The following is a 25,763-nucleotide window of genomic DNA, read 5'->3' on the forward strand; positions in this document are numbered from 1 at the left end:
GCCGCCGATTAGACGCGGATGCGCCGGCGGGCCTAGGCTGGACGTGTCACTTCGTCGCAGAGGGCTCGTCCATGCCCCTTTCCCCTGCCCACCTGGAAGACGGCCTCTCGGTGCCGCCCCCGCCCCGCGACTACGCCTACGGGGAACTCGGCCGGGCGGGCGCCGCCGGCGAAGCCGTGCTCGCCGAGGAATCCGCCCTGGCGCTGATCTACAACGGCGTCGCCCACGCGGTGATGATGGTCTCGCCCAGCGCCCTGGAGGATTTCGTCGCCGGCTTCAGCCTCAGCGCCGGCCTGGTGGAGACCCTCGACGACATCTATGACATCCGCCTCGGCGGCGACGGCGAGGCGCTGCGCGCCGAGGTGGAAATCGCCAGCCGCGCCTTCTGGGCCCTCAAGCGGCAACGGCGCCAGCTCGCCGGTACCAGCGGCTGCGGCCTGTGCGGGGTGGAAGCCCTGGACCAGGCGTTGCCGCCACTGCCGCGCCTGGCGGAGACGGCGCTGCCGCCGGCCGCCCACCTGCACGACTTGCGCGAACGCATCGGCCAGGCCCAGCGCCTCGCCAGCCGCAGCGGCGCCCTGCACGCCGCGCTGTACGTCGACGGCACCGGCGCCATCCGCCTGTGCCGCGAGGACATCGGCCGGCACAACGCCCTCGACAAATTGATAGGTGCCCTCGCCCGCGAGCTGCCCGGGCGCCGCGAGGGCTTCGCCGTGGTGACCAGCCGTTGCAGCCTGGAGCTGATCCAGAAGGCCGTGCGCGCTGGCCTCGGCACCCTGGTGAGCCTGTCCGCGCCCACCGCCCTCAGCGTGCGCTGGGCGCGCCGCCACGGCCTCAACCTGATCCATCTCCCCCATCACAGCGCGCCGCGGGTCTACAGCCCAGCCGCGCCCCGCGAAGAAGACCTGCCATGAGCCTGCAACCCCTCGACCCCCGCTACACACCCTACCGGGGCGCCGCCGCCGGCTGGGGCGCGCTGCGCAGCGTGGCGCACTTCTGGCTGGACAGTAAGCAGCCGTTCAAGAACCTCCGTGCGCTGCTCAAGACCAACCAGAACGGCGGCTTCGACTGCCCCGGCTGCGCCTGGGGCGACTCGCCCGAGGACGGGCGGATCAAGTTCTGCGAGAACGGCGCCAAGGCGGTCAACTGGGAGGCCACCAAGCGCCGCGTCGACGCCGCCTTCTTCGCCCGCTACAGCCTTTCCCAGTTGCGCGAGCAGAGCGACTACTGGCTCGAATACCAGGGCCGGCTGACCGAGCCGCTGGTGTACGACGCCGCCTCCGACCACTATCGCGCGATCGCCTGGGACGACGCCTTCGCCCTGATCGCCCGTCACCTGAAGGCGCTGCCCTCGCCGAACCAGGCGGAGTTCTACACCTCCGGTCGCGCCAGCAACGAGGCGGCGTTCCTCTATCAATTGTTCGTCCGCGCCTACGGCAGCAACAACTTCCCGGACTGCTCGAACATGTGCCACGAGGCCAGCGGCGTGGCCCTCGGGCAGAGCGTGGGAGTCGGCAAGGGCAGCGTGACCTTCGCCGACTTCGAGCACGCCGACGCCATCTTCGTGCTCGGCCAGAACCCCGGCACCAACCACCCGCGCATGCTCGAGCCGCTGCGCGACGCGGTGAAGCGCGGCGCCCAGGTGGTCTGTTTCAACCCGCTCAAGGAGCGCGGCCTGGAACGCTTCCAGCATCCGCAGAGCCCGCTGGAAATGCTCACCAACGGTTCGGAGCCGCTGAACACGGCGTTCTTCCGCCCGGCCCTGGGCGGCGACATGGCGGCCCTGCGCGGGATGGCCAAGTTCCTCCTGCAATGGGAACGCGAGGCCCAGGCCAGCGGCGCGCCGGCGGTGTTCGACCATGCCTTCATCGCCGCGCACACCGCGGGGATCGACGGCTACCTGGCCGAGCTCGATGCCACTGACTGGGACAGCCTGGTGAGCCAGTCCGGCCTGAGCCTCGCGGAGCTCGAATATGCCGCGCGGATGTACCGGCGCGCCGAGAAGGTCATCGTCTGCTGGGCCATGGGCATCACCCAGCACCGGCATTCGGTGGCGATCATCCAGGAAATCGTCAACCTGCAACTGCTGCGCGGCAACCTCGGCCGGCCCGGCGCCGGGCTCTGCCCGGTGCGCGGCCACAGCAACGTGCAGGGCGACCGCACCATGGGCATCAACGACCGGCCGCCGGCGGCCTTCCTCGACGCCTTGGAAAAACGCTTCGGCTTCCCGGTGCCGCGCCAGGACGGGCACAACACCGTCGAGGCGATCGAGGCCATGCTCGAGGGCCACGCCCAGGTGTTCATCGGCCTCGGCGGCAATTTCGCCCAGGCCACCCCGGACAGCGCGCGCACCCACGCCGCCCTGCAACGCTGCGCGCTGACCGTGCAGATCAGCACCAAGCTCAACCGCAGCCACCTCACCGTCGGCCGCGAGGCCTTGATCCTGCCGTGCCTGGGCCGTACCGACATCGACCTGCAGGCCGGCGGGCCGCAGTCGGTGACGGTGGAGGACTCCTTCAGCATGATCCACGCCTCCTTCGGCCAGTTGCGCCCGCTGTCCGGGCAGATGCGCTCGGAGCCGGCGATCGTCGCCGGGATCGCCAAGGCCACCCTCGGCACGCATCCGCTGGACTGGGACGCGCTGATCGCCGACTACGACCGGATCCGCGACCTGATCGCCGACACCATCCCGGGCTTCCAGGACTTCAACCGCCGCGTGCGCCACCCCGGCGGTTTCTACCTGGGCAACTCGGCCGGTGAGCGGCGCTGGAGCACCGCCAGCGGCCGCGCCAATTTCATCGCCAATCCGCTGCCGGACGACCTGGTCTCGCCACGGGTGCGCAACACCGGCCTGGAGCCCGACCTGATCCTGCAGACGCTGCGCTCCCACGACCAGTACAACACCACCATCTACGGGCTCGACGACCGCTACCGCGGGGTGAAGGGGCAGCGCGAGGTGATCTTCGCCAACGAGGCGGACATCCGTCGCCTGGGCTATGCGCCGGGGCAGAAGGTCGACCTGATGTCCCTGTGGGACGACGGCATCGAGCGGCGGGTGAAGGGCTTCACCCTGCTGGCCTTCGACATCCCCCCGGGGCAGGCGGCCGCCTACTACCCGGAGACCAACCCGCTGGTGCCGCTGGACAGCTATGGCGTCGGCAGCCATACGCCGACCTCGAAATTCATCGCCATCCGCCTGCTGCCCGCCGAGGACGACGGGCGCATCCGCTGACCGCGCTCACCACCAGGTTTCCAGTTGCACGCCGACGTTCGAGCCGTGGCGGCTGGCGCCGAACGCGCCGTTGGCCGACAGCGCATCGCCCGGCTCGGCGGCGGCCTGGGCGGCGCGGTTCCACTGCGCGTAGGTGTAGTAGAGGCGCAGCTCGGGGCGGGCCATGAAGGCCTTGCCGGCGCTCAGGGTCGGCGCCAGGGTGAACTTGTTCAGGCGGCGGGTGGCGCCATGGGCCGGCTCGATGGCGTCGTGCCCCAGCTCCAGCACCAGCTTGACATGCTCGCCGAAGGCGTAGGACGGCCGCACGCCCAGCGAGCGCCAGATCCGTTCGCCTTCCGCCAGACGATCCCGTTGCACCAGCCCCAGCAGTTGCCCGCCGAACCTTTCGGTGACTTGCCAGATCAGCGTATCCAGCAGCCGCAGGCGCTGCACATGACGGCCGTGGGCGAGCGGGCCGGTCTGGCCGAGGCCGATGCCCGGCCCCTCGCCGTACTGCCCCACCAGGCGGTTCTCGCCGCCGAGGAAGCCGGCCTGCACGTGCTCCGCGGTAAACGACCAGCCGGCATGGGCGCCGCGCACCTGCCCGGCCTTCTGCACATGGCTCAGGCCCAGCTCCACCTGGCCGCCGGGGTTGGGATGCAGGCCGGCGAGGTGCAGGTCGTGGCGGTTGGCCTTGTCCGGCTGGTCGATGCTGTCTTCGCGCAGGAAGGCGTAGCTGAGGGCGTAGGGTCCCAGCGGCAGGTCCTCCAGGCCGAAGCCGCTGCCACTGGGGTTCCAGTAGTAGAAGTCGTTGAGGTTCACGTCGTGGCGCTTGTAGTAGCGCCGCCCGGCCCACACCGAGCCGCCGTTCAGCGCCGGCGCTTGCAGCGCGGCCCAGAGCTGGGGCAGGCGCGCCCGGCCGTCGTCGCCGTCGAAGGAGAGCGAGTGGCCGTAGAGGTGGCTCAGGCTGGCCATGCCCTCCAGCCTGAGCCGGGTGCCGTCGGCGCCCGGGTACAGGTCGTCCGCCAGTTGCAGCTCCCAGTAGTCCTCGCACTCGTTGCCCAGGCGGTACTTGGCCGGAGCCCCCGGCAACTGGAAACACCCTTGTCGGCCGCCAACGTCGGCGCCGCCGATGCCCGCCCGTCCGTAGCCCTCGAACTCCCAGGCGCCGCACCCGGGCGCGAGGACCCCGAGCGCCAGGCAGGCGGACGCCATGCTCCCTGCTTTGCCCTTCATCACGATTCCTTTCCATGGGGCGGTCAGCTCTGAGACCGGCATCCCCACCAAGAGTGCTAACCGGCGCCTGCCGGGGTCGGCATTTCCCTGAACTCCGCCGCGCGTCGCGAACTCCATAGCGCATAGAGCCGCCGCTCGCCCGCGGCGCCCTTCGGCGCCGGCCTGACCTCAAGGATCGAATCATGGCCCCTACCGACCTGCCGCCCCGCGCCTCCACCCCGGTCTCCGCCGAGGGCGCCGGCGTGTTCTCCACCGACCTGCCGGCACGCCTCGACCGTCTGCCCTGGGGCCGCTTCCATACCCTGCTGGTGTTCGCCCTGGGCATCACCTGGCTGCTGGACGGCCTGGAAGTGACCCTCGCCGGCTCGGTGGCCGGCGCGCTGCGCGACAGTCCCAAGCTGCACCTGAGCAATGCCGACATCGGCCTGGCCGGCGGGGTCTACATCGCCGGAGCGGTGCTCGGTGCGCTGTTCTTCGGCTGGCTCACCGACCGCCTGGGGCGGCGCAAGCTGTTCTTCATCACCCTGTTCCTCTACGTGGCCGCCACCGCCGCCACGGCCTTCTCCTGGAGCCCGGCGAGCTTCATGCTGTTCCGCTTCCTCACCGGCGCCGGCATCGGCGGCGAATACACGGCGATCAACTCCACCATCCAGGAATTCACCCCAGCGCGCTTCCGCGGCTGGGTGGATCTGGGCATCAACGGCACCTTCTGGGTCGGCGCGGCCCTGGGCGCGGCGGGCTCCATCGTCCTGCTGGACCCGCAGTGGGTGGGCGGCGAACTCGGCTGGCGGCTGTGCTTCGGCATCGGCGCGCTGCTCGGGCTGTTCATCCTGCTGATGCGCCTGTGGCTGCCGGAAAGCCCGCGCTGGCTGTTGATCCACGGGCAGCCGCAGGAGGCGGAGCGGATCGTCGAAGGCATAGAGGCGCGCTTCCGCGCCGAAGGCCACGACCTGCCGCCGCTACCCGATGCCCCGCGGTTGCGCCTGCGCGCCCGCGACCACACGCCGCTCAAGGAAGTCTTCCACAGTCTGTTCGTGGTGCATCGGCAGCGGGCCATGGTGGGCATGACCCTGCTCACCGCCCAGGCGTTCTTCTACAACGCGATCTTCTTCACCTACGCCCTGGTGCTGGCGGATTTCTACCAGGTGCCCTCGGCCGAGGTGGGCTGGTACGTGCTGCCCTTCGCCCTGGGCAACTTCTGCGGCCCCTTGCTGCTCGGCCGCCTGTTCGACGTGGTCGGCCGGCGGATCATGATCAGCTCCACCTATTTGATCTCCGGCGTGCTGCTGATCGGCAGCGGCTACCTGTTCCAGCAGGGCCTGCTGGATGCGCGCACCCAGACCATCGCCTGGATGGTGATCTTCTTCTTCGCCTCCGCCGCCGCCAGCTCGGCCTACCTCACCGTCAGCGAAAGCTTCCCCCTGGAAATCCGCGCCCTGGCCATCGCGGTGTTCTACGCCTTCGGCACCGGCCTGGGCGGCATCGTCGGCCCGCTGCTGTTCGGCGAGTTGATCGAGACCCACCAGCGCGAATACGTGTTCGTCGGCTACCTGATCGGCGCCGGGCTGATGCTGCTGGCAGGCGTGGTGCAGGCGATCTGGGGCGTCGCCGCCGAGCGCAAGTCCCTGGAGTCCGTCGCCCGCCCGCTGTCCCAGGCGGACGACGACGAACACCCCGGCCACCCGGCGTTGTCGGCGGGCTGAACCGCCCCGCCGCGCCCGGAAGGCTCCGGGGCGGCGGGATCCACCCACGGCCTCGCCGGCGGGCGCGCCGGGCATCACGTCAGGCCGAGGGCGACCCGATGCCCCGTGCAGCCCCGATCACAGGATCGGCGCGATCAGCCGGGCGACGCGCATGCCGAGTTGTTGCAGGCGTCGCGGCTTCGGGTCCTGGTCGGGGGACAGCTCGCGGGACTGCGCGAAGTCGGCCTCCAGCATGCGCTCCACGTCGGCGGCGAAACCCGCGTGCACGGTCAGCACCATCACTTCGAAATTCAGGCGGAACGAGCGATTGTCCAGGTTGGCGCTGCCCACCGCGGCCATCTCGTCGTCGATCAGCACCACCTTCTGGTGGGTGAAGCCCGGCTGGTAGCGGAACACCCGCACTCCCAGGCGCGCCATTTCCAGGGCGTAGAGGCTGGACGCGGCATAGACCATGCGGTGGTCGGGGCGCGAGGGCAGCAGCAGGCGCACGTCGACGCCGCGCAGCACCGCCAGGCGCAGGGCGGCGAACACCGATTCGTCGGGGACGAAGTAGGGGCTGGCCAGCCAGACCCGCTGGGTGGCGGCGTTGATCGCCTGGACGAAGAACAGCGAGGCGGTCTCGCCCTCGTCGGCCGGGCCGCTGCAGATAACCTGGCAGAGCATCTCCGCCTCCACCGCGTAGTGGGTCGGCAACAGCAGCGGCGGCAGGGTGCGGGTCGCCCAGTACCAGTCCTCGGCGAAGGACTCCTGAAGGCAGGCGAGCACCGGGCCGCTGAGTTCGATGTGGGTGTCGCGCCAGGGCGACAGCGGCGGCCGGGTGCCCAGGTATTCGTCGCCGACGTTGTGTCCGCCGACGAAGCCGCGGTTGCCGTCCACCACCACGATCTTGCGGTGGTTGCGGAAGTTGACCTGGAAGCGATTGATGAAGCCGCTGCGCGCGGAGAAGCCATGGACCTGCACCCCGCCCTCGCGCAGCCGGGCGATGTAGCGGCGCGGCAGGGCGTGGCTGCCGACGCTGTCGTAGAGCAGGTAGACCTTCACCCCGGCGGCCGCGCGGTCCAGCAGCAGCGCTTGCAGGCGGCGCCCGAGGGCGTCGTCGTGGACGATGAAGAACTGCACCAGCACCACGTCGCGGGCGCCGGCGATGGCGGCGAAGATCGCCGCGAAGGTGGCCTTGCCGTCGATCAGCAGGCGCACTTGGTTGCTCGCCAGGCTGGGCATCTCCGCCAGCCGCGCCATCGCCAGCAGGTGCCCGGACGGGTCGGCGACGCTGCGCGCGGCCAGCATTTCCTCGAGCCAGGGGCGCCAGTCCAGGGCCGCCATGGCCACGCGCATCTCCTGGTCGGCCTGGCGCCGCGCGCGGATGTAGCCGTCGAAACGGCTGCGTCCGAGGATCAGATAGGGCAGCAGCGTGAGGGTCGGCATGAACACCAGCGCCATGCCCCAGGCGATGGCGCCCTGGGCGGTGCGCACGGTGAGGATCGCGTGCAGGGCCGCCAGCAGGCCGAACACTTGCAGCACGGCGAACACATAGCCGAGCAGGTGGAGCGCGTCGTACACCATGGGCGGTCGATTCCGGGAGAAGGCCCCAGCATAGCCGGAAAGCCCGCCGGCGCGCTCAACCGGGCGGCAGCAGCGCTTGCAGGGCCGCGCGCAGCTCGGCGGGGATCGGCACCGGGCGGTTCGACGCGCGATCGACGAACACGTGGACGAAGCGACCGGCGGCGCAGGCGCCGTCGGTGCCCTGCTTGAAGATCGCCAGTTCGTACTGCACCGAGCTGTTGCCCAGCTTGCCGACCCGCAGGCCGACGTCGAGCCGCTCGGGGAAGGCCACCGAGGCGAAATAGTCGCAGGAGGAACTGACCACGAAGCCGACCACCGGCCCCTCGTGGATGTCCAGGCCGCCGCGGGCGATCAGGTAGGCGTTCACCGCGCTGTCGAAGTAGCTGTAGTAGACGACGTTGTTGACGTGCCCGTAGAGGTCGTTGTCGTGCCAGCGAGTGGTGAGGGTTTCGTAGTGGGAATAGTCCGCGCGGTGCGGGTGCTGTGGGGTCATCGCGGGTCCTCGGGGAAAATGCGGCCGGGCGGCCGGCCACGCGCGGGAACGCGCGCGGCCGGGGCCCGGATTAGAAGGCGAAGCTGGTCTCCGGCATCGCCATCAGGCAGTCGGCGCCGCCGAGCAGGGCCTCGCGGTGGCTGCCGGCGCGGGGCAGGATGCGCCGCAGGTAGAAACGCGCACTGTGCAGCTTGGCCTCGTAGAAGGCCGCTTCGTCGCTGCCGGCGTGCAGGGCGTCCTGGGCGCGGGCGGCGGCCTGCAACCAGAGCGCGGCCAGCAGCACGTAGGCCGAGTACTGCAGGAAGTCCACCGAACAGGCGCCGATCTCCTCGGGGTCGTCCTGGGCCGCGGCGATCACCGCGGCGCCCAGGTCGCGCCATTCGTGCAGGCGCGCCAGCACCGGGGTGGCCAGCTCGCTGAGATCGGCGCGCCGGCGCTGGCGCTCGCAGAGAGCGGTCAGCTCGTCCTGCAGGGCGACCAGTTCCGCGCCGCCGTCGCCGATCAGCTTGCGGCGGATCAGGTCGAGGGCCTGGATGCCGTTGGTGCCTTCGTAGATCTGGGTGATGCGGCTGTCGCGCATCAACTGTTCCACGCCCCATTCGCGGATGTAGCCATGGCCGCCGTACACCTGCACGGCGAGGCTCGCGGCCTCCTGGCCCATGTCGGTGAGGAACGCCTTGACCAGCGGGATCAGCAGCGCCGCGCGCCGCGCCGCCGCGCGACGGCCCTCCGGCTCGGGATGGCCGTGCTCCAGGTCGAGCTGGCGCGCGGTGTAGGCAGCGAGCAGGCGACTGCCCTCCACCAGGGTCTTCTGGGTCAGCAGCATGCGCCGCACGTCGGGGTGGACGATGATCGGGTCGGCCGCCTGCTGCGGCTGCGCCGGACCGCCGAGGGCGCGCGATTGCAGGCGCTCGCGGGCGTAGCCGAGGGCCGCCTGGAACGCTGCCTCGCCGATGCCCAGGCCCTGCAGGCCGACCTGGAAGCGCGCATCGTTCATCATGGTGAACATGCAGGCCAGGCCCTGGTGGGGTTCGCCGAGCAACCAGCCGGTGGCGCCGTCGAAGTTCATCACGCAGGTGGCCGCGCCCTTGATGCCCATCTTGTGCTCCAGGGCGCCGCAGCTCAGGGCGTTGCGTTCGCCCAGGCCGCCGTCGGGCAGGCCGATGAACTTCGGCACCAGCAGCAGGCTGATGCCCCTGACCCCGGCCGGGGCGTCGGGCAGGCGGGCCAGCACCAGGTGGACGATGTTCTCGCTGAGGTCGTGCTCGCCGCCGCTGATGAAGATCTTGCTGCCGCTGACCCGGTAGCTGCCGTCGGCCTGGGGCTCGGCGCGGGTCCGCAGCAGGGCCAGGTCGGTCCCCGCCTGGGCCTCGGTCAGGCACATGGTGCCGGTCCAGGCGCCGCTCACCAGCCTGGCCAGGTAGATCGCCTTGAGCGCCTCGCTGCCGTGCCGATGCAGGGCCAGCACCGCGCCTTCGGTGAGCCCGGAATAGATGCGGAACGACAGGCTGGCGCCCATCAGCATCTCGTGGAACATGCAGGCCACCAGTTGCGGGAAGCCCTGGCCGGCGTATTCGACCGGGCCGGTCATGCTCGCCCAGCCGTTGTCCACGTATTGCCGATAGGCCTCGCGGAACCCCGGCGGCGTGCTCACCGCGCCGTGCTCCAGGCGTGCGCCCCGCTCGTCGCTCTCGCGGTTGAGTGGGGCGATCACTTCGCCGGCGTAGCGCGCGCCTTCCTCCAGCACCTCGTCGATCAACGCACGGTCGAGCCCGTTGCCGAGCCGCGCGCAGTGGGCCTCGGCCTCGAAGAGCTCGTGGAGGACGAATCGCATGTCACGCAAGGGCGCCCGATAGCTCATGCCCATGTCTCCCGGTGGAAATCGCTGAAATGTCGGTCGAGATCGGCCAGCCGCTCGATCAACGGCGCCGGTCGCCAGTGCCCGCCGAAGCGCGCCGCCAGGCCGTGCAGGCGATCGCGCACGGCGGCCAGGCCGAGCGCGTCGGCCCAGGCCATGGGGCCGCCCTTGGCGGCGGGGAAGCCGTAGCCGTAGCGGTACACCTGGTCGATGTCGGCGCTGCTGGCGGCGATGCCTTCCTCGAGAATCTTCGCGCCTTCGTTGACCAGGGCCAGCAGGCAGCGCTCGAGGATTTCCTCCTCGCCGATGGCGCGGCGGTGATAGTCCAGGCGCGCGGACACCTCCAGCACCAGGGCATCCACCTCCGGGTCCTGCTCCGCCTGCCGGCTGCCCGGCGCGTAGCGGTAATAGCCGGCGCCGCTCTTCTGGCCGAAGCGGCCGAGTTCGCACAGGCGGTTGTCCACCTGCACCTCGGGTTCGTCCTGGCCCGTGCCGGCCAGTTGCCGGGCGCGCCACTCCAGGTCGATGCCGACCACGTCGTACATGCGGAACGGCCCCATGGCGAAGCCGAAGCCTTGCAGCGCCTGGTCGACCTGCTGCGGCAAGGCGCCTTCCAGCAGCAGGCGCCGGGCCTCGCGGACGTAGGGGTGGAGCATGCGGTTGCCGATGAAGCCGTCGCAGTTGCCGGCGACCACGCAGACCTTGCCGATTCGCTCGCCCAGGGCGCGGGCGGCGTCCAGGACCGCGTCGGCGGTCTGCGCGCCGCGGACGATCTCCAGCAGCTTCATGATGTGCGCCGGGCTGAAGAAGTGCAGGCCGAGCACCTGCTGCGGCCGCGTGGTGACGGCGGCCAGGGCGTCGATGTCCAGGGCCGAGGTGTTGCTGGCGAGCAACGCCTGGGGGCGCAGATGGGCGTCCAGTTCGCGGAAGATCGCCTGCTTGAGTTCGAGGTTCTCGTAGACCGCCTCGATGGCCAGGTCCATGTCCCGCAAGGCCGCGTAGTCAGCGGCCGGCTCGATGCGCGCGTAGCGGGCGTTGGCCTCGGCGGTATCGAAGCGCCCCTGGCGCACGCCGTGGGCGTAGGTCTCGGCCACCGCCTGGCGTCCCGCGTCCACCGCCCGGGGGTCCTTGTCCAGCCAGCGCACGGCGAGACCGGCGTTGGCCAGGCTCATGGCGATGCCGCGGCCCATGGTGCCGGCGCCGATCACCGCGACCCGCTCGATAGGGGAAACCTTGACGCTCATGTCGTTCTCTCCATGACCAACGGAAGGCGCCCCACCTTAGAGAAAGCGCGGGGGAAATTGAAATTTAGTCCTGTGATGCGCGCCATTCAGCCGGTGAATGGGTGCGCCGGGTCATTTCCCCGGCCCGATTCCGGCGCTTCGCACCCCCGGCTTCGGCGCCGGACCTAGCGCTGCGACAACCGGATCGGCGCGGAGTGCTAGACGATGTGGTCACCAGGCTTATTGCACATCGCTCTAATCGCACCTTTTCCGATGGCTAGACTCAAGTATCCCAGGACCTAAAAAAACCAGGGAGAACCCCATGGCTATTTCCATCAGCGGCCTGACCGGCCCCTACAGCGTTAGCGGCACGACGCGCCCCGTCGTGGACTCCACCGGCGATCGGAGTCTGGTCGAACAGAACGCCTCCCGCGCCGAGCAGCGCGCCGCAGACCTGCAACTGGCGCGTGAACGCCGGCTGGAGCAGGAACGCTTGGACGAGGAAGCGCGTCAGGCGGAGGAAACCCGCGAGGCCCTCGAGACCGAGCGTCGCGAGAATGCCGAGCGTCTCTACGAGTCCAGCCAGGCAGCCGATAACGACCTGAACGACCCGTTCAGCCGGGAAAGCCTGGCGCGGCAGAACGTTCAACAGCAGGACAACGCGTCCACCTACCTGAACAGCGGCAACCTGATTACCGCCCGTCTCGCCAGTACGGCGGTGAGCGCCTATGAAGAGACCCAGGCCGGACCGGCCACCTTCGGCCGTGGGCTGGTCGTCTGAGCCGCTTGATCGACTCAGACGAGCAGCCCTCGTGGGTGACGACGGGGCCAGTCAGTGACTGAGGCCCGTCAGCCCACTCGCTCCACCTCAGGGAGGTGCATCGCCTGCACCTCGGCGTCGAGAAACCCCCAGAGCCGCTGGCAGCGCGGCTGGTTGCGGGTGCCCCGCGGCCATACCAGGTAGTAGCCACAGCCGCTGCGCACCGCGCTGGGCCAGGGTAGCGACAGCCGCCCCGAATCGACGTCCTCGGCGATCATCACCAAGTCGCCGATGGAGACGCCGTAGCCTCGGGCGGCGGCTACCATGCCCGCCTCCAGGGTGTCGAAGACCGGTCCGCCCTTGAGCGGCACCTGGTGTTCGAGCCCCATCGCCTCCAGCCATTGCCGCCAGTCGCGGCGGTCCAGGGTCGGATGCACCCGTTCGGCCGCCAGTAACTGGGCTACGCCCCATGGCCGGTCCCCCCGTGCCTCCGGCGCGCAGACCGGTATCAACCATTCGTCGAACAGCAGGCGGCTTTCCCATTCCGGCGGGAAATTTCCGTCGCTGAGCAGCACCGCGCAATCGAAGGGTTCGCGGGCGAAATCCACCCGGTCCACGTCCATCCAGGCGCTGGTCAGTTGCACTTCGAGGTCGCCGTTCAACAGGCGGAAACGCGACAGCCGCGCCAGCAGCCAGCGCATGGTCAGGGTGGACGGCGCCTTCAGGCGCAGCGTGGCATCGTCGGTGCGCAACACCGTGCAGGCGCGTTCGAGGGTGTCGAAGCCGCCGCTCAGGCCCGGCAGGATCAGCCGCGCCGGCTCGGTGAGTTGCAGGGTACGGCCACGGCGCTCGAACAGCCGGCAGCCGAAATAGGTTTCCAGGGTGCGGATGTGCCGGCTCACCGCGCTCTGGGTGATCGCCAGTTCTTCCGCGGCACGGGTGAAGGACAGGTGCCGCGCCGCGGCCTCAAAGGCGCGCAGGGCGTAAAGCGGAGGCAGGGTTCGGCTCATGGATGACTAAAACTCATACCGGACATCGCTTTTTTCCTTTTGTCGGGGCCTCGGCAGTTTCCCATACTGCGGCGTCGCCCACGAACCGCCCGGAACACGCCATGCCCCAAGGTTGCTACCCCCTGTACCCCGCCCTCGCCAGCGCGGAGCCCTTGCCCGCGGAAGTGGACGTGGTGATCGCCGGCGCCGGCATCATGGGCTGCGCCACCGCCTACCACCTGCGCCAACGCGGGCTCAGCGTGCTGGTCTGCGACAAGGCCGGGCTGGCCAGCCAACAATCGACCCGCGCCTGGGGGTTCGTCCGCCAGCAGGCCCGCGACCCGGCGGAAGTGCCGTTGATGCAGGCCGCGATCCCCCTCTGGCAAGGCCTGGAGACGGAGCTCCAGGCGCCGCTGGAGTGGCGCCAGGGCGGCTGCCTCTACCTCGCCGAGACCGACCAACAGATGGCCGATTACCACGCCTGGCTGCAGGTGGCCGCCGCCCATGGGCTCGACACCCGCCTGCTCGATGCCCGCGAGGTGGCCGCGCTCTGGCCGGCCCTGGCGCGGCCGGCCAAAGGCGGGCTGTTCACCGCCAGCGACGGCCAGGCCGAACCGCGGCGCGTGGCGCCCGCCTATGCGTACCGCGCCCGCGAGCTGGGCGCGCGCTTCGCCGAAGGCTGCGGGGTGCAGGGCATCGACCGGGCCAACGGCGCCATCTGCGGGGTGCAGACCGAACGCGGCTACGTGAAGACCCGACGCCTGCTGATCGCCGCCGGCGCCAGCAGTTGGCGCCTGCTCGCCCTCCTCGGCCTGGACATCCCCCAGCAGGGCATCCGCTGCACGGTGTCGCGCACCAGCCCCGGCCCGGCCATCGGCGCCGGCTGCTTCATCGGTCACGGCATCGGCATCCGCCAGCGCGCCGACGGCAGCTTCAACCTGGCCGACGAGGCCCAGGCCGACATCGACCTCAGCCTCGGTTACCTGCGTGGCGCCTCCTGGTACCTGCCGCTGCTGCGGGAACACCACCGCAGTTTCCGCTTCCGCCTCAACGGCGCCTGGCTCCACGACCTGCGCCAGCGCCTCAGCGGCGATCACCCGGCGCTCGGCGAGCGCGACCCCCACGTGCGCCCCGAGGACAGCCGCGTGCGCGCCGCCGAGCGGGCCCTGACCACGGCGTTCCCGGCGTTGCGCGAGGTGCGCGTGGTGGAAAGCTGGGCCGGGCTGATCGATGTGCTGCCGGACGGCATTCCGGTGCTGGATGCCGCCGCCCGGGTTCCCGGCCTGCTGGTGGCCACCGGCTTCTGCGGGCACGGCTTCGCCCTGGGCCCGCTAGTGGGCCGGGAGATGGCCCGCTGGCTCGACCAGGGCCAGCCCGGCCTCGACCTGTCGGCCTTCCGCCTCGGGCGCTTCGCCGACGGCAGCGCCGGCAAGCCTTACTCGTTGTTCTGACGTCCCACCGATAAGTAAAACTCATGACAAACCTGCTTCGCCTGGAACTCGTCGCCATCCTCCGCCTCGCCGCGCCCCTGGTCGCCGCGCAATTGGCCCACGTGCTGATGATCTTCACCGACACCCTGATGATGGGCCTGCTCGGACCCGAGGCGCTGGCCGGCGGCGGGCTCGGCGCGGCCAGCTATTCGCTGGTGTCGGTCTTCTGCATCGGCGTGCTCGCGGCGGTGGGCAACCTGGTGGCGATCCGCCAGGGCGCCGGCGACCGGGCCGGTGCCGCGCGTCTGGCCCAGGCCGGCCTCTGGATGGGCTGGGGCCTGGCGGTGCTGGCCGGGCTGGCGCTGTGGAACCTGCGCCCGCTGCTGCTGGCCTGCGGCCAGGCACCGGAGAACGTCGAGGGGGCGATGCGCTTCCTTTCCACCCTGGTGCTGGCGTTGCCCGGCTACCTGAGCTTCATGGTGCTGCGCGGCTTCACCAGCGCCATCGGCCGGCCTGGCCCAGTGATGGCCATCAGCATCGGCGGCGCCTTGGCCAACATGCTGCTCAACTACGCCCTGGTGAAGGGCTGGTTCGGCCTGCCGCCACTGGGGCTGGCGGGCATCGGCCTGGTCACCGCGCTGGTGATGAGCGCCATGGCCGTGCTGCTGGGGTGGCACCTGCTGCGCCATCCGGGTTATGCCGCCTACCCGCTGCGCCAGGGCTTCTGGCGGCCATCCACCAAGGCCCTGGGCGAACTCTGGCGCCTGGGCCTGCCGATCGGCGGCACCTACGCGGTGGAATCGGCGCTCTTCACCTTCACGGCCCTGTGCATGGGCGCCCTCGGCAGCCTGCAACTGGCCGCCCACCAGATCGCCCTGCAATCGGTGTACGTGGCCTTCATGGTGCCGGTGGGGATTTCCTATGCGGTGACCTTCCGCATCGGCCGGCACTTCGGCGCCGGGCAACTGGCGCGGGCGCGGCTCGCCGGACGCCTGGGCATCGCCCTCGGCGGCGCCTGCATGCTCGGTTTCGCCGCGTTGTTCTGGCTGGCGCCGCACCGGGTGGTAGGGCTGTTCATCGACCTCGGCGACCCACGCTACCGCGAGGTGGTGGCCCTGGCCATTCACCTGCTGGCGATCGCCGCGCTGTTCGAACTGTTCGACGGCATCCAGACCATCGCCATGGGCGCCATCCGCGGCCTCAAGGAGGCGCGCACCACCTTCCTGGTGGGCCTCGTCTGCTACTGGGCGATCGGCGCCCCCGCCGCCTGGCTGCTGGCCTTCCCCCTGGGCTGGGACGCGCCCGGGGTCTGGTGGGGCCTGGCGGTGGGGCTGGCCTGCGCGGCGCTGGGGCTGACCCTCGGCTTCGAATGGCGGATCGCCCGCCTGCTGCGCGCCGGCCGCCTCCCGCAGGCGCCGCTCGCCGCCACCGGCGAACCGGCCCAGGGTCGGTAGGCGAGGGGCCGGCGACGAGGCTCGAGCGGCGGGTCGCCGGCGTGTCCTCGCCGTCCCTTGCGCCGTGGCGTTTCGTCCCGGCCCTAGGCCGAGTCGTTCGCCGAGCCGGCGCCCGGGGCGTCGGTCAGCGTTTCGGCGAAGGCCGGCCGGCGCATGCCGAATACCAGGAACCGCGCCAGCTCGTTCAGCGGCAGGGGCTTGCTGATCCAGAAGCCCTGCACCTGGTCGCAGCCGAACTCGCGCAACTGGGCGAGCTGCGCCGCGGTTTCCACGCCCTCGGCCACCACTTCCAGGCCGAGGGTGTGGGCCAGGGCGATCATCGCCCGCACCAGGCGGCGATTGGCCGGGCGGCTGTCGATGCCGCCGACGAAGCCCTTGTCGATCTTCAGCAGGGTGATCGGCAGGCTGTTGAGGTGGACGAACGACGAGAAGCCGGTGCCGAAGTCGTCGAGAGAGAAGCGCACGCCCAGGCGCTCCAGCGCCTGCATGGTCTGCAACACCTGCTCGCTGCGGCGCATCACCGCGGTTTCGGTCAGCTCGAACTCCAGCCACTGCGGCTCGACCCCGCGCTCCTCGATCAGGCGGCTCAGGGTCGACAGCAACTGGCTGTCCTGGAACTGGCGGAAGGACAGGTTGACCGCCATGTGCAGCGGCTCCAGGCCGCGCCCGCGCAACCACTGCATGTCGCGCAGGGCGCGGGACATGACCCAGTAGCCGAGCGGCACGATCAGCCCGCTTTCCTCGGCCAGGGGGATGAATTCGTCAGGGGTGAGCAGGCCACGCTCGGCGTGCCGCCAGCGCACCAGGGCTTCCAGGCCGAGGATGCGCCCGCTCTTCAGGCACAGCCGCGGCTGGTAGTGCAGCTCCAGCTGGTCGCAACGAAGCGCCCGGCGCAGTTCGCCTTCCCGTTCGGCGAGGCTGCGCGCGCCGCGGTTCAACCGCGGATCGAAGACATGGAAGCTGCACCCCTGGGCATTCTTCGCCTGTTGCATGGCGATGTGCGCGTGCCACATCGAGCGGTCGGCGTCGCTGTCGGCGTCGTCGGCGCGGGCCAGGCCCAAGCTGCAGCCCAGCAGCAGGCTTTCGCCGTCGACCCGGTAGGGCTCGGCCAGGGCCTCGACTAGGCCCTCGGCGATTCGCTCCAGCCGGGCCGGGTCGCGGCGAACGTCCAGCAGCAGGCCGAACTCGTCGCCGCCCATCCGCGCCAGCAGGTCGCCGGCCTCCAATTGGCCCTTGAGGCGGCTCACCACCTGCAGGATCAGGCGATCGCCGGATTGGTAGCCGAGGGCGTCGTTGACGTGGCGGAAGTTGTCCAGGTCGAGATAGCCGAGGGCCAGGCCACGCCCCTCGAACTCGGCCAGCCGGGCCGCCAGCAGGGTCTGGAAGCCCTGGCGGTTGACGATGCCGGTCAGCGGGTCCTGCTCGGCCAGCCGGCGCAGGGCGACGTGCAGGTTGCCGCGCTCGCGGGCGTAGCGCAGGCAGCGGCGCAGCGCGTCCGCGCTCAGGCTGTCGCGGACCAGCCAGTCGCCGCTCTCGGGCGGCCGTGGCGGCTCGCGCTCCAGCAGCAGCACCAGCGGCACCGGGCACTGGCCGGGTGGCGGCTGGCAGGCGGGCGTGGCCAGCAGCACGGCGTTGGGTTCTTCATCGAACAAGGCGCTGGCGGCGGCCCACGACGGGGCGGTGATCAGAGCGATGGCGGCGCCCAGCTCCGCCAGGCACACGCGCAACGCATCCTTCCAGGCCGGCGTTTCGGCCAGTAGAACGATGCGCATGGGTTCGACAAGCGCAGACACATGACCTCCCCGGTCATTCACACACAAAAAGGGGCCGGCCTTCGCCTGCCCGGTCACCGCTGAAAACACGCATGCCCGCTTGAAGCGGATCTTTTGCGTAGCGCCGTGGACGGCGTCTTTTTCGCTGGCATCCTTCCGAATGTCGCGCACTCTGCGGGAAACCGCGGCGATCGGCAACCGTACGAAGGCGTTCGGCGGGGTTCCGGACGGTTACGGCGGCGCCCGGAAGGCCTGTTAAAATGCGCGCCCGTTTTCTCGGACGCCCCGCCATGTCCCGACTCAACCCCCGGCAGCAGGAAGCCGTGAACTACGTCGGCGGCCCGCTCCTGGTGCTCGCCGGCGCCGGTTCCGGCAAGACCAGCGTGATCACCCGCAAGATCGCCTACCTGGTGCAGCAATGCGGCATCCGCGCCCAGCACATCGTCGCCATGACCTTCACCAACAAGGCCGCGCGGGAAATGAAGGAGCGCGTCGGCAGCCTGCTGCGCGGCAGCGAGGGCAAGGGCCTGACGGTGTCCACCTTCCACAACCTGGGGATGAACATCATCCGCAAGGAGTACGCGCGGCTGGGCTACAAACCGGGCTTCTCGATCTTCGACGAGGGCGACATCAAGGCGCTGCTCAGCGACATCATGCAGAAGGAGTACGCCGGCGACGACGGCGTCGACGAGATCAAGGGCTACATCGGCGGCTGGAAGAACGAGCTGGTCCTGCCCGAACAGGCCCTGGCCGAGGCCCGCGGGCCCAAGGAGCAGACCGCCGCGGTGGTCTACCTGCACTACCAGCGCACCCTCAAGGCCTACAACGCGGTGGACTTCGACGACCTGATCCTGCTGCCGGTGAAGCTGTTCCAGGAGCACCCGGACGTGCTGGAGAAATGGCAGAACCGCATCCGCTACCTGCTGGTGGACGAATACCAGGACACCAACGCCAGCCAGTACCTGCTGGTGAAACTGCTGGTGGGCCTGCGCAACCAGTTCACCGTGGTCGGCGACGACGACCAGTCGATCTACGCCTGGCGTGGCGCGCGCCCGGAAAACCTGATGCTGCTCAAGGAAGACTACCCCTCGCTGAAGGTGGTGATGCTGGAGCAGAACTACCGCTCCACCAGCCGCATCCTCAAGTGCGCCAACGTGCTCATCGCCAACAACCCCCACGCCTTCGAGAAGCAGCTGTGGAGCGAGATGGGCGTGGGCGACGAGATCCGCGTGATCCGCACCCGCAACGAGGACGCCGAGTGCGAGCGGGTGGCCCTGGAGATCCTCACCGAGCACCTGCGCACCCAGCGCCCCTACAGCGACTTCGCGATCCTCTACCGCGGCAACTACCAGGCCAAGCTGATGGAGCTGAAGCTCCAGCACCACCAGATTCCCTATCGGCTGTCCGGCGGCACCAGCTTCTTCGCCCGCCAGGAAGTGAAGGACCTGATGAGCTACTTCCGCCTGCTGGTCAACCCGGACGACGACAACGCCTTCCTCCGGGTGATCAACGTGCCGCGCCGCGAGATCGGCTCGACCACCCTGGAAAAGCTCGGCAACTACGCCACCGAACGCAAGATCAGCATGTACGCCGCCAGCGACGAGATCGGCCTCGGCGAGCACCTCGACAGCCGCTACACCGAGCGCCTCTCGCGCTTCAAGCGTTACATGGACAAGCTGCGCCAGCAGTGCGCCCAGGACGACCCCATCGCCGCCCTGCGCAGCATGGTGATGGACATCGATTACGAGCAGTGGCTGCGGCAGAACGCCTCCAGCGACAAGGTCGCGGACGCGCGCATGAGCAACGTCTGGTTCCTCGTCGATGCCCTGAAGAACACCCTGGAGAAGGACGAGGACGGCGAGATGACCATCGAGGAGGCCATCGGCAAGCTGGTCCTGCGCGACATGCTCGAACGCCAGCAGGAAGAGGAAGAAGGCGCCGAGGGCGTGCAGATGATGACCATCCACGCATCCAAGGGCCTGGAATTCCCCTCGGTGTATATCCTCGGCATGGAGGAGGAGATCCTCCCCCACCGCTCCAGCATCGAGGCCGACACCATCGAGGAAGAGCGCCGCCTGGCCTACGTCGGCATCACCCGTGCCAAGCGCAACCTGACCATGACCTTCGCCGCCAAGCGCAAGCAGTACGGCGAGGTCATCGACTGTTCGCCGAGCCGTTTCCTCGACGAACTGCCGCCCGAAGACCTGGTGTGGGAAGGCCAGGAAGACGCGCCAGTGGAAGTGAAGGCCGCGCGCGGCAACGACGCCCTGGCGGCGATGCGCTCGATGCTCAAGCGCTAGGGTCCGTGCGGAGAGTCACCGAGCGAAGGTCAGGCAAGACTCGAACAGGCGAAGAAGCGGGTTTACCTGCGGTCAATGAGCCGGCTTCCCACGCCGCATCACCGGGCCCCGGCGCTGTTCGTACAGAGCCCGGGCTTCGGCACCGCCGCGCCACCAAGCCCCTGGACCCGCATTCGCCACGCCTGAAGCTCTTCGTGCCGCAGCGCCGGATGAACCGTCCGGCCGATCGCCGCCTGCCTGGACCCTCGCCGACGTCGCGCACAGCCCCGCGGGAGGGGTAGAATCGCGCGCTTCATCAGCGGCAGCCGCCCCGCCAGGAAGCAATTCGTGGACATTCTCAAAGACAAAATCCGTACCGAAGGCGTCGTCCTTTCCGATCAGGTGCTCAAGGTCGACGCCTTCCTCAACCACCAGATCGACCCGGTGCTGATGCAGCAGATCGGCCACGCTTTCGCCGAACGCTTCCGCGACCAGGGCATCACCAAGATCGTCACCGTCGAGGCCTCGGGAATCGCCCCGGCGGTCATGGCCGGCCTGGAGCTGGGCGTCTCGGTGATCTTCGCGCGCAAGTACCAGTCGCTGACCCTGCGCGACAACCTCTACACCTCCACGGTGTTTTCCTTCACCAAGCAGAGCGAAAGCACCATCGCCATTTCCGCCAAGCACCTGATGGCCGACGACCACGTGCTGGTGATCGACGACTTCCTCGCCAACGGCCACGCCGCCAAGGCGCTGATCGACCTGATCGGCCAGGCCGGCGCGAGCATCGCCGGGCTCGGCATCGTCATCGAGAAATCCTTCCAGGAAGGCCGCGCGCTGCTCGAAGGCGAAGGCTATCGCGTCGAATCCCTGGCACGGGTGAAATCCCTCGCCGACGGCAAGGTGACGTTCCTCGACTGAAGCGCTTCGCGGGGCCGGGGCTTGGCGGTGCCGTCCAAAGCGACGGCGCGGGCCTTGGTGGATGGAGAAGGCGTCATCCACCCTACGAGAATGGCGGCGAGAGGCAGACCAGGTGACACGACCCGTAGGGTGGATGGCGCTTCATCCATCCACCACGCGCGGCCGAATCCGAGTGTCCAGTCTTCGATCGCATGCTCACCGCCTTCGTCCCCGATGTGGGAAGCGCGTCGCAGCGGCCAGGACCGCCGGCAAGGGCCTCTGGCGCACCACCACCCTCGACCTCGACCTCGACCTCGACCTCGACCTCGACCTCGACCTCGACCTCGACCTCGACCCTCGACAGCCTGGAGCACGCAGCCTCGCGCGGATAAAAAAATGCCGCTCACGGGTGTGAGCGGCACTCCAGGGTAACGCCGGTTCGGCTTACGCCAGTTCGTCGAAACACTCGGCGACGATGGCCAGGCCCTTGTCCAGTTGCGCGTCGGGCACCGTGATGGGCACGAGGAAACGGATGACGTTGTAGTAGGTCCCGCAGGACAGCAGGATCAGGCCTTTCTCGCGAGCACGCGCGACGATCTTGCCGACCAGCTCCGCCGCCGGCTTGTGGGTGTCGCCGCCTTCGAACAGCTCGATGGCGATCATCGAACCCAGTCCGCGGACGTCGCCAATCGCCTTGTGCTTGGCCTGGATGTCGCGCAGGCCCGCTTTGAGGCGTTCGCCGAGCGCCAGGGAGCGATCCAGCAGCTTCTCTTCGTCGAACACCTTGAGCACGGCCAGGGCCGCGGCGCAGGCGATCGGGCTGCCGGCGTAGGTGCCGCCGAGGCCGCCGGGCGCGATGCTGTCCATGATCTCGGCCTTACCGCAGACGCCGGAGATCGGGAAACCGCCGCCGACCGACTTGGCGAAGGTGGTCAGGTCCGGCACCACACCCAGTTGTTCGGTGGCGAAGAAGGTCCCGGTACGACCGGCGCCGGTCTGCACTTCGTCGGCGACCAACAGGATGCCGTGCTGGTCGCAGAGGGCGCGCAGGCGTTTCATGAAGGTCGGGGAGTTGACGTAGAAGCCACCCTCACCCTGCACCGGCTCGATGATGATCGCGGCGATGTCCTGGGGCTGAGCATCGTTCTTGAAAATCCGCTCGATGCTGGCGATGGACTCGTCCTCGCTCACCCCGTGCAGCTCGCAGGGCGCGATGGCGCGGTACACGCCGCCCGGCATCAGTCCCATGCCGGCGGCATAGGGCGCCACCTTGCCGGTCAGGCTGAGGGTCATCATGGTGCGGCCGTGATAGGCGCCGGTGAAGGCGATCACGCCGGCGCGGCCGGTGGCGGCACGGGCGATCTTAACGGCGTTCTCCACGGCTTCGGAGCCGGAGGTGACCAGCAGGGTCTTCTTGGCGAAGTCGCCGGGCACGCGCTTGGCGATTTCTTCGCACAGCTCGACGTAGGGCTCGTAGGCCAGCACCTGGAAGCAGGTGTGCGACAGCTTGGTCAGTTGTTCCTGCACCGCCGCCACCACTTTAGGGTGCAGGTGGCCGGTGTTGAGCACGGCGATGCCGCCGGCGAAATCGATGAACTCGCGGCCTTCCACGTCCCATACGGTGGCGTTCTCCGCGCGCTCGGCGAAGATCGGATGGATCTGGCCCACACCGCGCGGAACGGCGGCCTGGCGGCGTTGCATCAGGGATTCGTTGGTCTTGCTCATGTTCTCCTCATTGGCCGCTCATCGTGCGGACCGGTGCAAGGATGAAGATACGCCCGGGGTTCAGCGGCGGCAGCATACGATGATCGACTGCCGCAGCCCGTCCGGGCGCGCGGGTAAACGAAAAACGCCGGCCTCGCGGCCGGACCGAACCAGGCACCGCATGCGGGCCGGGCGCCGGCTCCTGCCGACGCGCGCCCCTTCCGACGCCTCGATGGCGGACGCTTACAGGCCCAGGCAGAGGTACTTGATTTCGAGGTAGTCCTCGATGCCGTACTTGGAGCCTTCGCGGCCCAGGCCGGAGGCCTTGATGCCGCCGAACGGCGAGACTTCGTTGGAGATCAGGCCGGTGTTGATCCCCACCATGCCGTACTCCAGCGCCTCGGCGACGCGGAAGACACGGCTCAGGTCGCGGGCATAGAAGTAGGACGCCAGGCCGAACTCGGTATCGTTGGCCATGGCGATCACTTCAGCCTCGTCCTTGAAGCGGAACAGCGGCGCCAGGGGACCGAAGGTCTCTTCCTTGGCGACGGCGGCGTTCTTCGGCACATCCACCAGGATGGTCGGCTCGAAGAAGCTGCCACCCAGGCTGTGGGGCTTGCCGCCGGCGACGACGCGGGCGCCCTTGCTCACCGCATCCTCGATGTGTTCCTGGACCTTGGCCACGGCCTTGTCGTCGATCAGCGGGCCGGTGGTGGTGCCGTCCTCCAGGCCGTTGCCGATCTTCAGCTTGGCCACGGCGACCTTGAGCTTCTCGACGAAAGCGTCGTAGACGCCTTCCTGCACGTACAGGCGGTTGGCGCAGACGCAGGTCTGGCCGTTGTTGCGGTATTTGGAGATCAGCGCGCCATCGACGGCGGCATCCAGGTCGGCATCGTCGAACACGATGAAGGGCGCGTTACCGCCCAGCTCCAGGGACACCTTCTTGATGTCCTTGGCACACTCGGCCATCAACTGGCGGCCGATCTCGGTCGAGCCGGTGAACGACAGCTTGCGCACGATCGGGTTGCCGGTCAGCTCGCCACCCACGTCGCCGGCGCTGCCGGTGACCACGCTGAGCACGCCCTTGGGAATGCCGGCACGTTCGGCCAGCTCCACCAGGGCCAAGGCCGAGAACGGCGTCTGCGAGGCCGGCTTGATCACCATGGTGCAGCCGGCGGCGAGGGCCGGGCCAGCTTTCCGGGTAATCATCGCCGCCGGGAAGTTCCACGGCGTGATGGCGGCGGTGACGCCGATGGGCTGCTTGATGACGATCAGGCGCTTGTCCGGCTGGTGGCCGGGAATGGTATCGCCGTAGACGCGCTTGGCTTCCTCGGCGAACCATTCGATGAAAGAGGCGGCATAGGCGATCTCGCCCTTGGCCTCGGCCAGGGGCTTGCCCTGCTCCAGCGTCATCAGGCGACCCAGGTCGTCCTGGTTCTCCATCAGCAACTCGAACCAGCGGCGCAGCTTGTTCGCGCGATCTTTCGCGGTGAGCGCGCGCCAGGCCGGCAGGGCCTTGTCCGCCGCCTCGATGGCGCGGCGGGTTTCCGCAGCGCCCATCTTCGGCACGCTGCCGATGATCTCGCCGGTGGCCGGGTTGTTCACCTTGATGGTCTGGCCACTGTCGGCGTCCAGCCAGGTACCGTCGATATAGGCTTGTTGGCGGAACAGCTTGGCGTCTTTCAGTTGCATCGTTTTCTCCTTCTCGCGGCTCGGGAAAGCCGGACGGAATGGGAATAGGCTTCGGCCATACCGGAGTGGCCTGCGCGCCTGCGGAACCGGTCAGGCCTTCCTCGGCCTTCGGCGCGCGAGGCGCCTGCACGTCTTACCGGCCTGGGCCGCCAGGAAGGCGGCTACCTCGGTTGACCCGAGGCGTTTTATATGTCGAACGAATGCTAGGGCTCGGCCCAACAAAGGGCAAGGGTCCGTTTGATAAAATCAACGGAAAAGCGTGGAAGTCCGAACGCATGTTTGTTCGGTTTATTCAACGCGGTAAAAAATGTTCGAAATAACGAACGATAATGCACAAATACCCTTTCCCATCCCTGCTTCGATCAAACACCTCGGCGTGGACGGCCGACGCCAAGATGAGTATCATGCGCGTCCGTTGCATCCGTAGCTCAGCTGGATAGAGTACTGCCCTCCGAAGGCAGGGGTCGTGGGTTCGAATCCCGCCGGATGCGCCAGATACCTTGGGTCGATTATCGAAGTCGATCGAACGCTAAAAGCCCGCCTAGTGCGGGCTTTTTTGTTTCTGGGATGTGAGAGGCAGGAGCGCATCAAGCAGGGCTGCGATTAGCCGATGGGAAATGGCTCACAAGGGCGCAGCCTATCGCTCAAGTGAGCATAACGCGTGGACAGAAAGGCGTTCTGTAACTTCAAGCTACCAACCTCGAGTTTGCAACCAGCGCTTCCCATTGGGATGGGCCTCGCTTAGACGATGCGGGGGTGCACAAGCCACACTCTAGAGTCGCAATTAAACGAAGTCGAAGCCAGCCACGAATTGACGACTGGTTTTGCTCTGAATGTTGCTGTGTAACTGCCACACTAAATGTGGAGAGTTCCTGATTAGCTCTGCGCAGATCGGACTCAGTGTTGGTGTAACACCGCAATGCCATGAGGCTCGTCTAAGTTGGAATAAAAGCAGCTACGCGCGATACCTTAACTCTGAAAGGCCCAAACCGTACTCAGCCATCGAGATAGGGTCAATCCTTAATGCATCCCATCTATCCGTTGGGGGATTCCCGGCGGTATAACAGCCAACAGTTCTTCAACCACATTGCAGTAAGCACTCTCTGGCGATGCTGCAGGAAATAGCGTGCCCCAATACACAGGATCCGGGTGAGGGCTGATGCAAAAGAGAGGGCGAGTCGCTCACTAGCGACTATCGCTCAAATGACTCTGGCTGGTGAGCAGCAAGAGCAGAGCAACAAGGGTTTCACAATTTAGGCTGCCAGCCCCTGTGGCACGGCAGTCGGCCCTTGCTAGATGAGGCAACCACCAGCCCACAGTGACCTTTGGCCGCTCGCCGGAAGCGTCTTGAACCTATGCTGTCGCCAGGATTCATTAACCCCATCGCAGCCCTTCACGCCTGCATAGGCAAGGCTGTCTGTCGCCCAAGCGAGCGCTTGAAGCCCCGCTGACCTGCCCACGCGCAGGCCAAGCCAAGCCAAGCTAAGCTAAGCTAA

General features: G+C 68.5%; 17 protein-coding genes and 1 tRNA gene. 9 read left to right on the forward strand and 9 right to left on the reverse strand.

Translation table 11 applies throughout. The features are described from left to right. Positions 1–71 precede the first annotated feature (71 nt). Both fdhD and OGL92_RS17780 read left to right on the forward strand, forming a co-directional pair. Positions 72–914, forward strand: coding sequence for a formate dehydrogenase accessory sulfurtransferase FdhD (gene fdhD / locus OGL92_RS17775; protein ID WP_263146128.1), 843 nt, complete (start codon positions 72–74; stop codon positions 912–914). Beyond that, positions 911–3,232: an FdhF/YdeP family oxidoreductase gene (locus OGL92_RS17780; RefSeq protein WP_263146131.1), complete on the forward strand. Its 2,322-nt coding sequence runs from the start codon at positions 911–913 to the stop codon at positions 3,230–3,232. Before fdhD ends, OGL92_RS17780 begins: the two co-directional genes overlap by 4 nt. 6 nt (positions 3,233–3,238) lie before the next feature. Here the strand turns inward: OGL92_RS17780 and OGL92_RS17785 are convergent, their stop codons facing one another. After that, positions 3,239–4,447: a carbohydrate porin gene (locus OGL92_RS17785; protein ID WP_263146136.1), complete on the reverse strand. Its 1,209-nt coding sequence runs from the start codon at positions 4,445–4,447 to the stop codon at positions 3,239–3,241. A 182-nt stretch (positions 4,448–4,629) separates the two neighbouring features. Between OGL92_RS17785 and OGL92_RS17790 the strand changes: the two genes are divergently transcribed. Next, entirely contained in the window at positions 4,630–6,150 is a 1,521-nt protein-coding gene (locus OGL92_RS17790) for an MFS transporter (protein ID WP_263146140.1), read from the forward strand. 117 nt (positions 6,151–6,267) lie between these two features. On the opposite strand, the gene cls is transcribed toward OGL92_RS17790, so the two are convergent. The 4 genes from cls to OGL92_RS17810 all read right to left on the reverse strand — a co-directional run bounded on the left by cls (position 6,268) and on the right by OGL92_RS17810 (position 11,308). Next, a complete protein-coding gene (gene cls, locus OGL92_RS17795; protein ID WP_263146141.1) occupies positions 6,268–7,713 on the reverse strand; it encodes a cardiolipin synthase in 1,446 nt (481 codons plus the stop codon). Positions 7,714–7,768: 55 nt separating this feature from the next. Then, on the reverse strand, positions 7,769–8,206 hold the full coding sequence (locus OGL92_RS17800; RefSeq protein WP_263146143.1) for a thioesterase family protein: 438 nt from the start codon (positions 8,204–8,206) through the stop codon (positions 7,769–7,771). Positions 8,207–8,276: 70 nt separating this feature from the next. Continuing rightward, positions 8,277–10,067, reverse strand: a complete 1,791-nt coding sequence (locus tag OGL92_RS17805; RefSeq protein ID WP_263146145.1) for an acyl-CoA dehydrogenase C-terminal domain-containing protein — start codon at positions 10,065–10,067, stop codon at positions 8,277–8,279. Next, positions 10,064–11,308 (reverse strand): 3-hydroxyacyl-CoA dehydrogenase, encoded by a 1,245-nt coding sequence (locus OGL92_RS17810; protein ID WP_263146147.1) that lies wholly within the window; start codon positions 11,306–11,308, stop codon positions 10,064–10,066. Before OGL92_RS17810 ends, OGL92_RS17805 begins: the two co-directional genes overlap by 4 nt. Positions 11,309–11,609: 301 nt before the next feature. On the opposite strand from OGL92_RS17810, the gene OGL92_RS17815 reads away from it, so the two are divergent. After that, complete coding sequence (locus OGL92_RS17815) at positions 11,610–12,068, forward strand: hypothetical protein (RefSeq protein ID WP_263146150.1); 459 nt, start codon at positions 11,610–11,612, stop codon at positions 12,066–12,068. Between the two features lie 68 nt (positions 12,069–12,136). Here OGL92_RS17815 and OGL92_RS17820 read toward each other — a convergent pair whose 3' ends face one another. Next, positions 12,137–13,057: a LysR substrate-binding domain-containing protein gene (locus OGL92_RS17820; protein ID WP_263146152.1), complete on the reverse strand. Its 921-nt coding sequence runs from the start codon at positions 13,055–13,057 to the stop codon at positions 12,137–12,139. Between the two features lie 101 nt (positions 13,058–13,158). Here OGL92_RS17820 and OGL92_RS17825 point away from each other — a divergent pair, with 101 nt between their 5' ends. Together OGL92_RS17825 and OGL92_RS17830 are read left to right on the forward strand one after the other, a co-directional pair. Continuing rightward, entirely contained in the window at positions 13,159–14,487 is a 1,329-nt protein-coding gene (locus OGL92_RS17825; RefSeq protein WP_263146155.1) for an FAD-binding oxidoreductase, read from the forward strand. A gap of 23 nt (positions 14,488–14,510) precedes the next feature. Next, entirely contained in the window at positions 14,511–15,920 is a 1,410-nt protein-coding gene (locus tag OGL92_RS17830) for a NorM family multidrug efflux MATE transporter (RefSeq protein ID WP_263146158.1), read from the forward strand. Between the two features lie 83 nt (positions 15,921–16,003). On the opposite strand, the gene OGL92_RS17835 is transcribed toward OGL92_RS17830, so the two are convergent. Further along, positions 16,004–17,713, reverse strand: coding sequence for a bifunctional diguanylate cyclase/phosphodiesterase (locus OGL92_RS17835; RefSeq protein ID WP_263146160.1), 1,710 nt, complete (start codon positions 17,711–17,713; stop codon positions 16,004–16,006). Positions 17,714–17,982: 269 nt separating this feature from the next. Between OGL92_RS17835 and rep the strand changes: the two genes are divergently transcribed. Together rep and OGL92_RS17845 are read left to right on the forward strand one after the other, a co-directional pair. Then, positions 17,983–19,992 carry a DNA helicase Rep gene (rep, locus tag OGL92_RS17840; protein WP_263146163.1) on the forward strand — a complete coding sequence of 670 codons (2,010 nt, stop codon included), beginning with the start codon at positions 17,983–17,985 and terminating at the stop codon, positions 19,990–19,992. A 327-nt stretch (positions 19,993–20,319) separates the two neighbouring features. Next, positions 20,320–20,892: a xanthine phosphoribosyltransferase gene (locus tag OGL92_RS17845; RefSeq protein ID WP_263146165.1), complete on the forward strand. Its 573-nt coding sequence runs from the start codon at positions 20,320–20,322 to the stop codon at positions 20,890–20,892. Positions 20,893–21,315: 423 nt separating this feature from the next. Here OGL92_RS17845 and gabT read toward each other — a convergent pair whose 3' ends face one another. After that, complete coding sequence (gene gabT, locus OGL92_RS17850) at positions 21,316–22,596, reverse strand: 4-aminobutyrate--2-oxoglutarate transaminase (RefSeq protein ID WP_263146166.1); 1,281 nt, start codon at positions 22,594–22,596, stop codon at positions 21,316–21,318. 222 nt (positions 22,597–22,818) lie between these two features. After that, entirely contained in the window at positions 22,819–24,267 is a 1,449-nt protein-coding gene (gabD, locus tag OGL92_RS17855) for an NADP-dependent succinate-semialdehyde dehydrogenase (protein ID WP_263146168.1), read from the reverse strand. A gap of 417 nt (positions 24,268–24,684) precedes the next feature. On the opposite strand from gabD, the gene OGL92_RS17860 reads away from it, so the two are divergent. Continuing rightward, positions 24,685–24,761, forward strand: a tRNA-Arg gene (locus tag OGL92_RS17860). Positions 24,762–25,763: the final 1,002 nt, after the last annotated feature.

The organism is Pseudomonas sp. RIT-PI-AD (assembly GCF_025642785.1).
Classification (GTDB): domain Bacteria; phylum Pseudomonadota; class Gammaproteobacteria; order Pseudomonadales; family Pseudomonadaceae; genus Pseudomonas_T.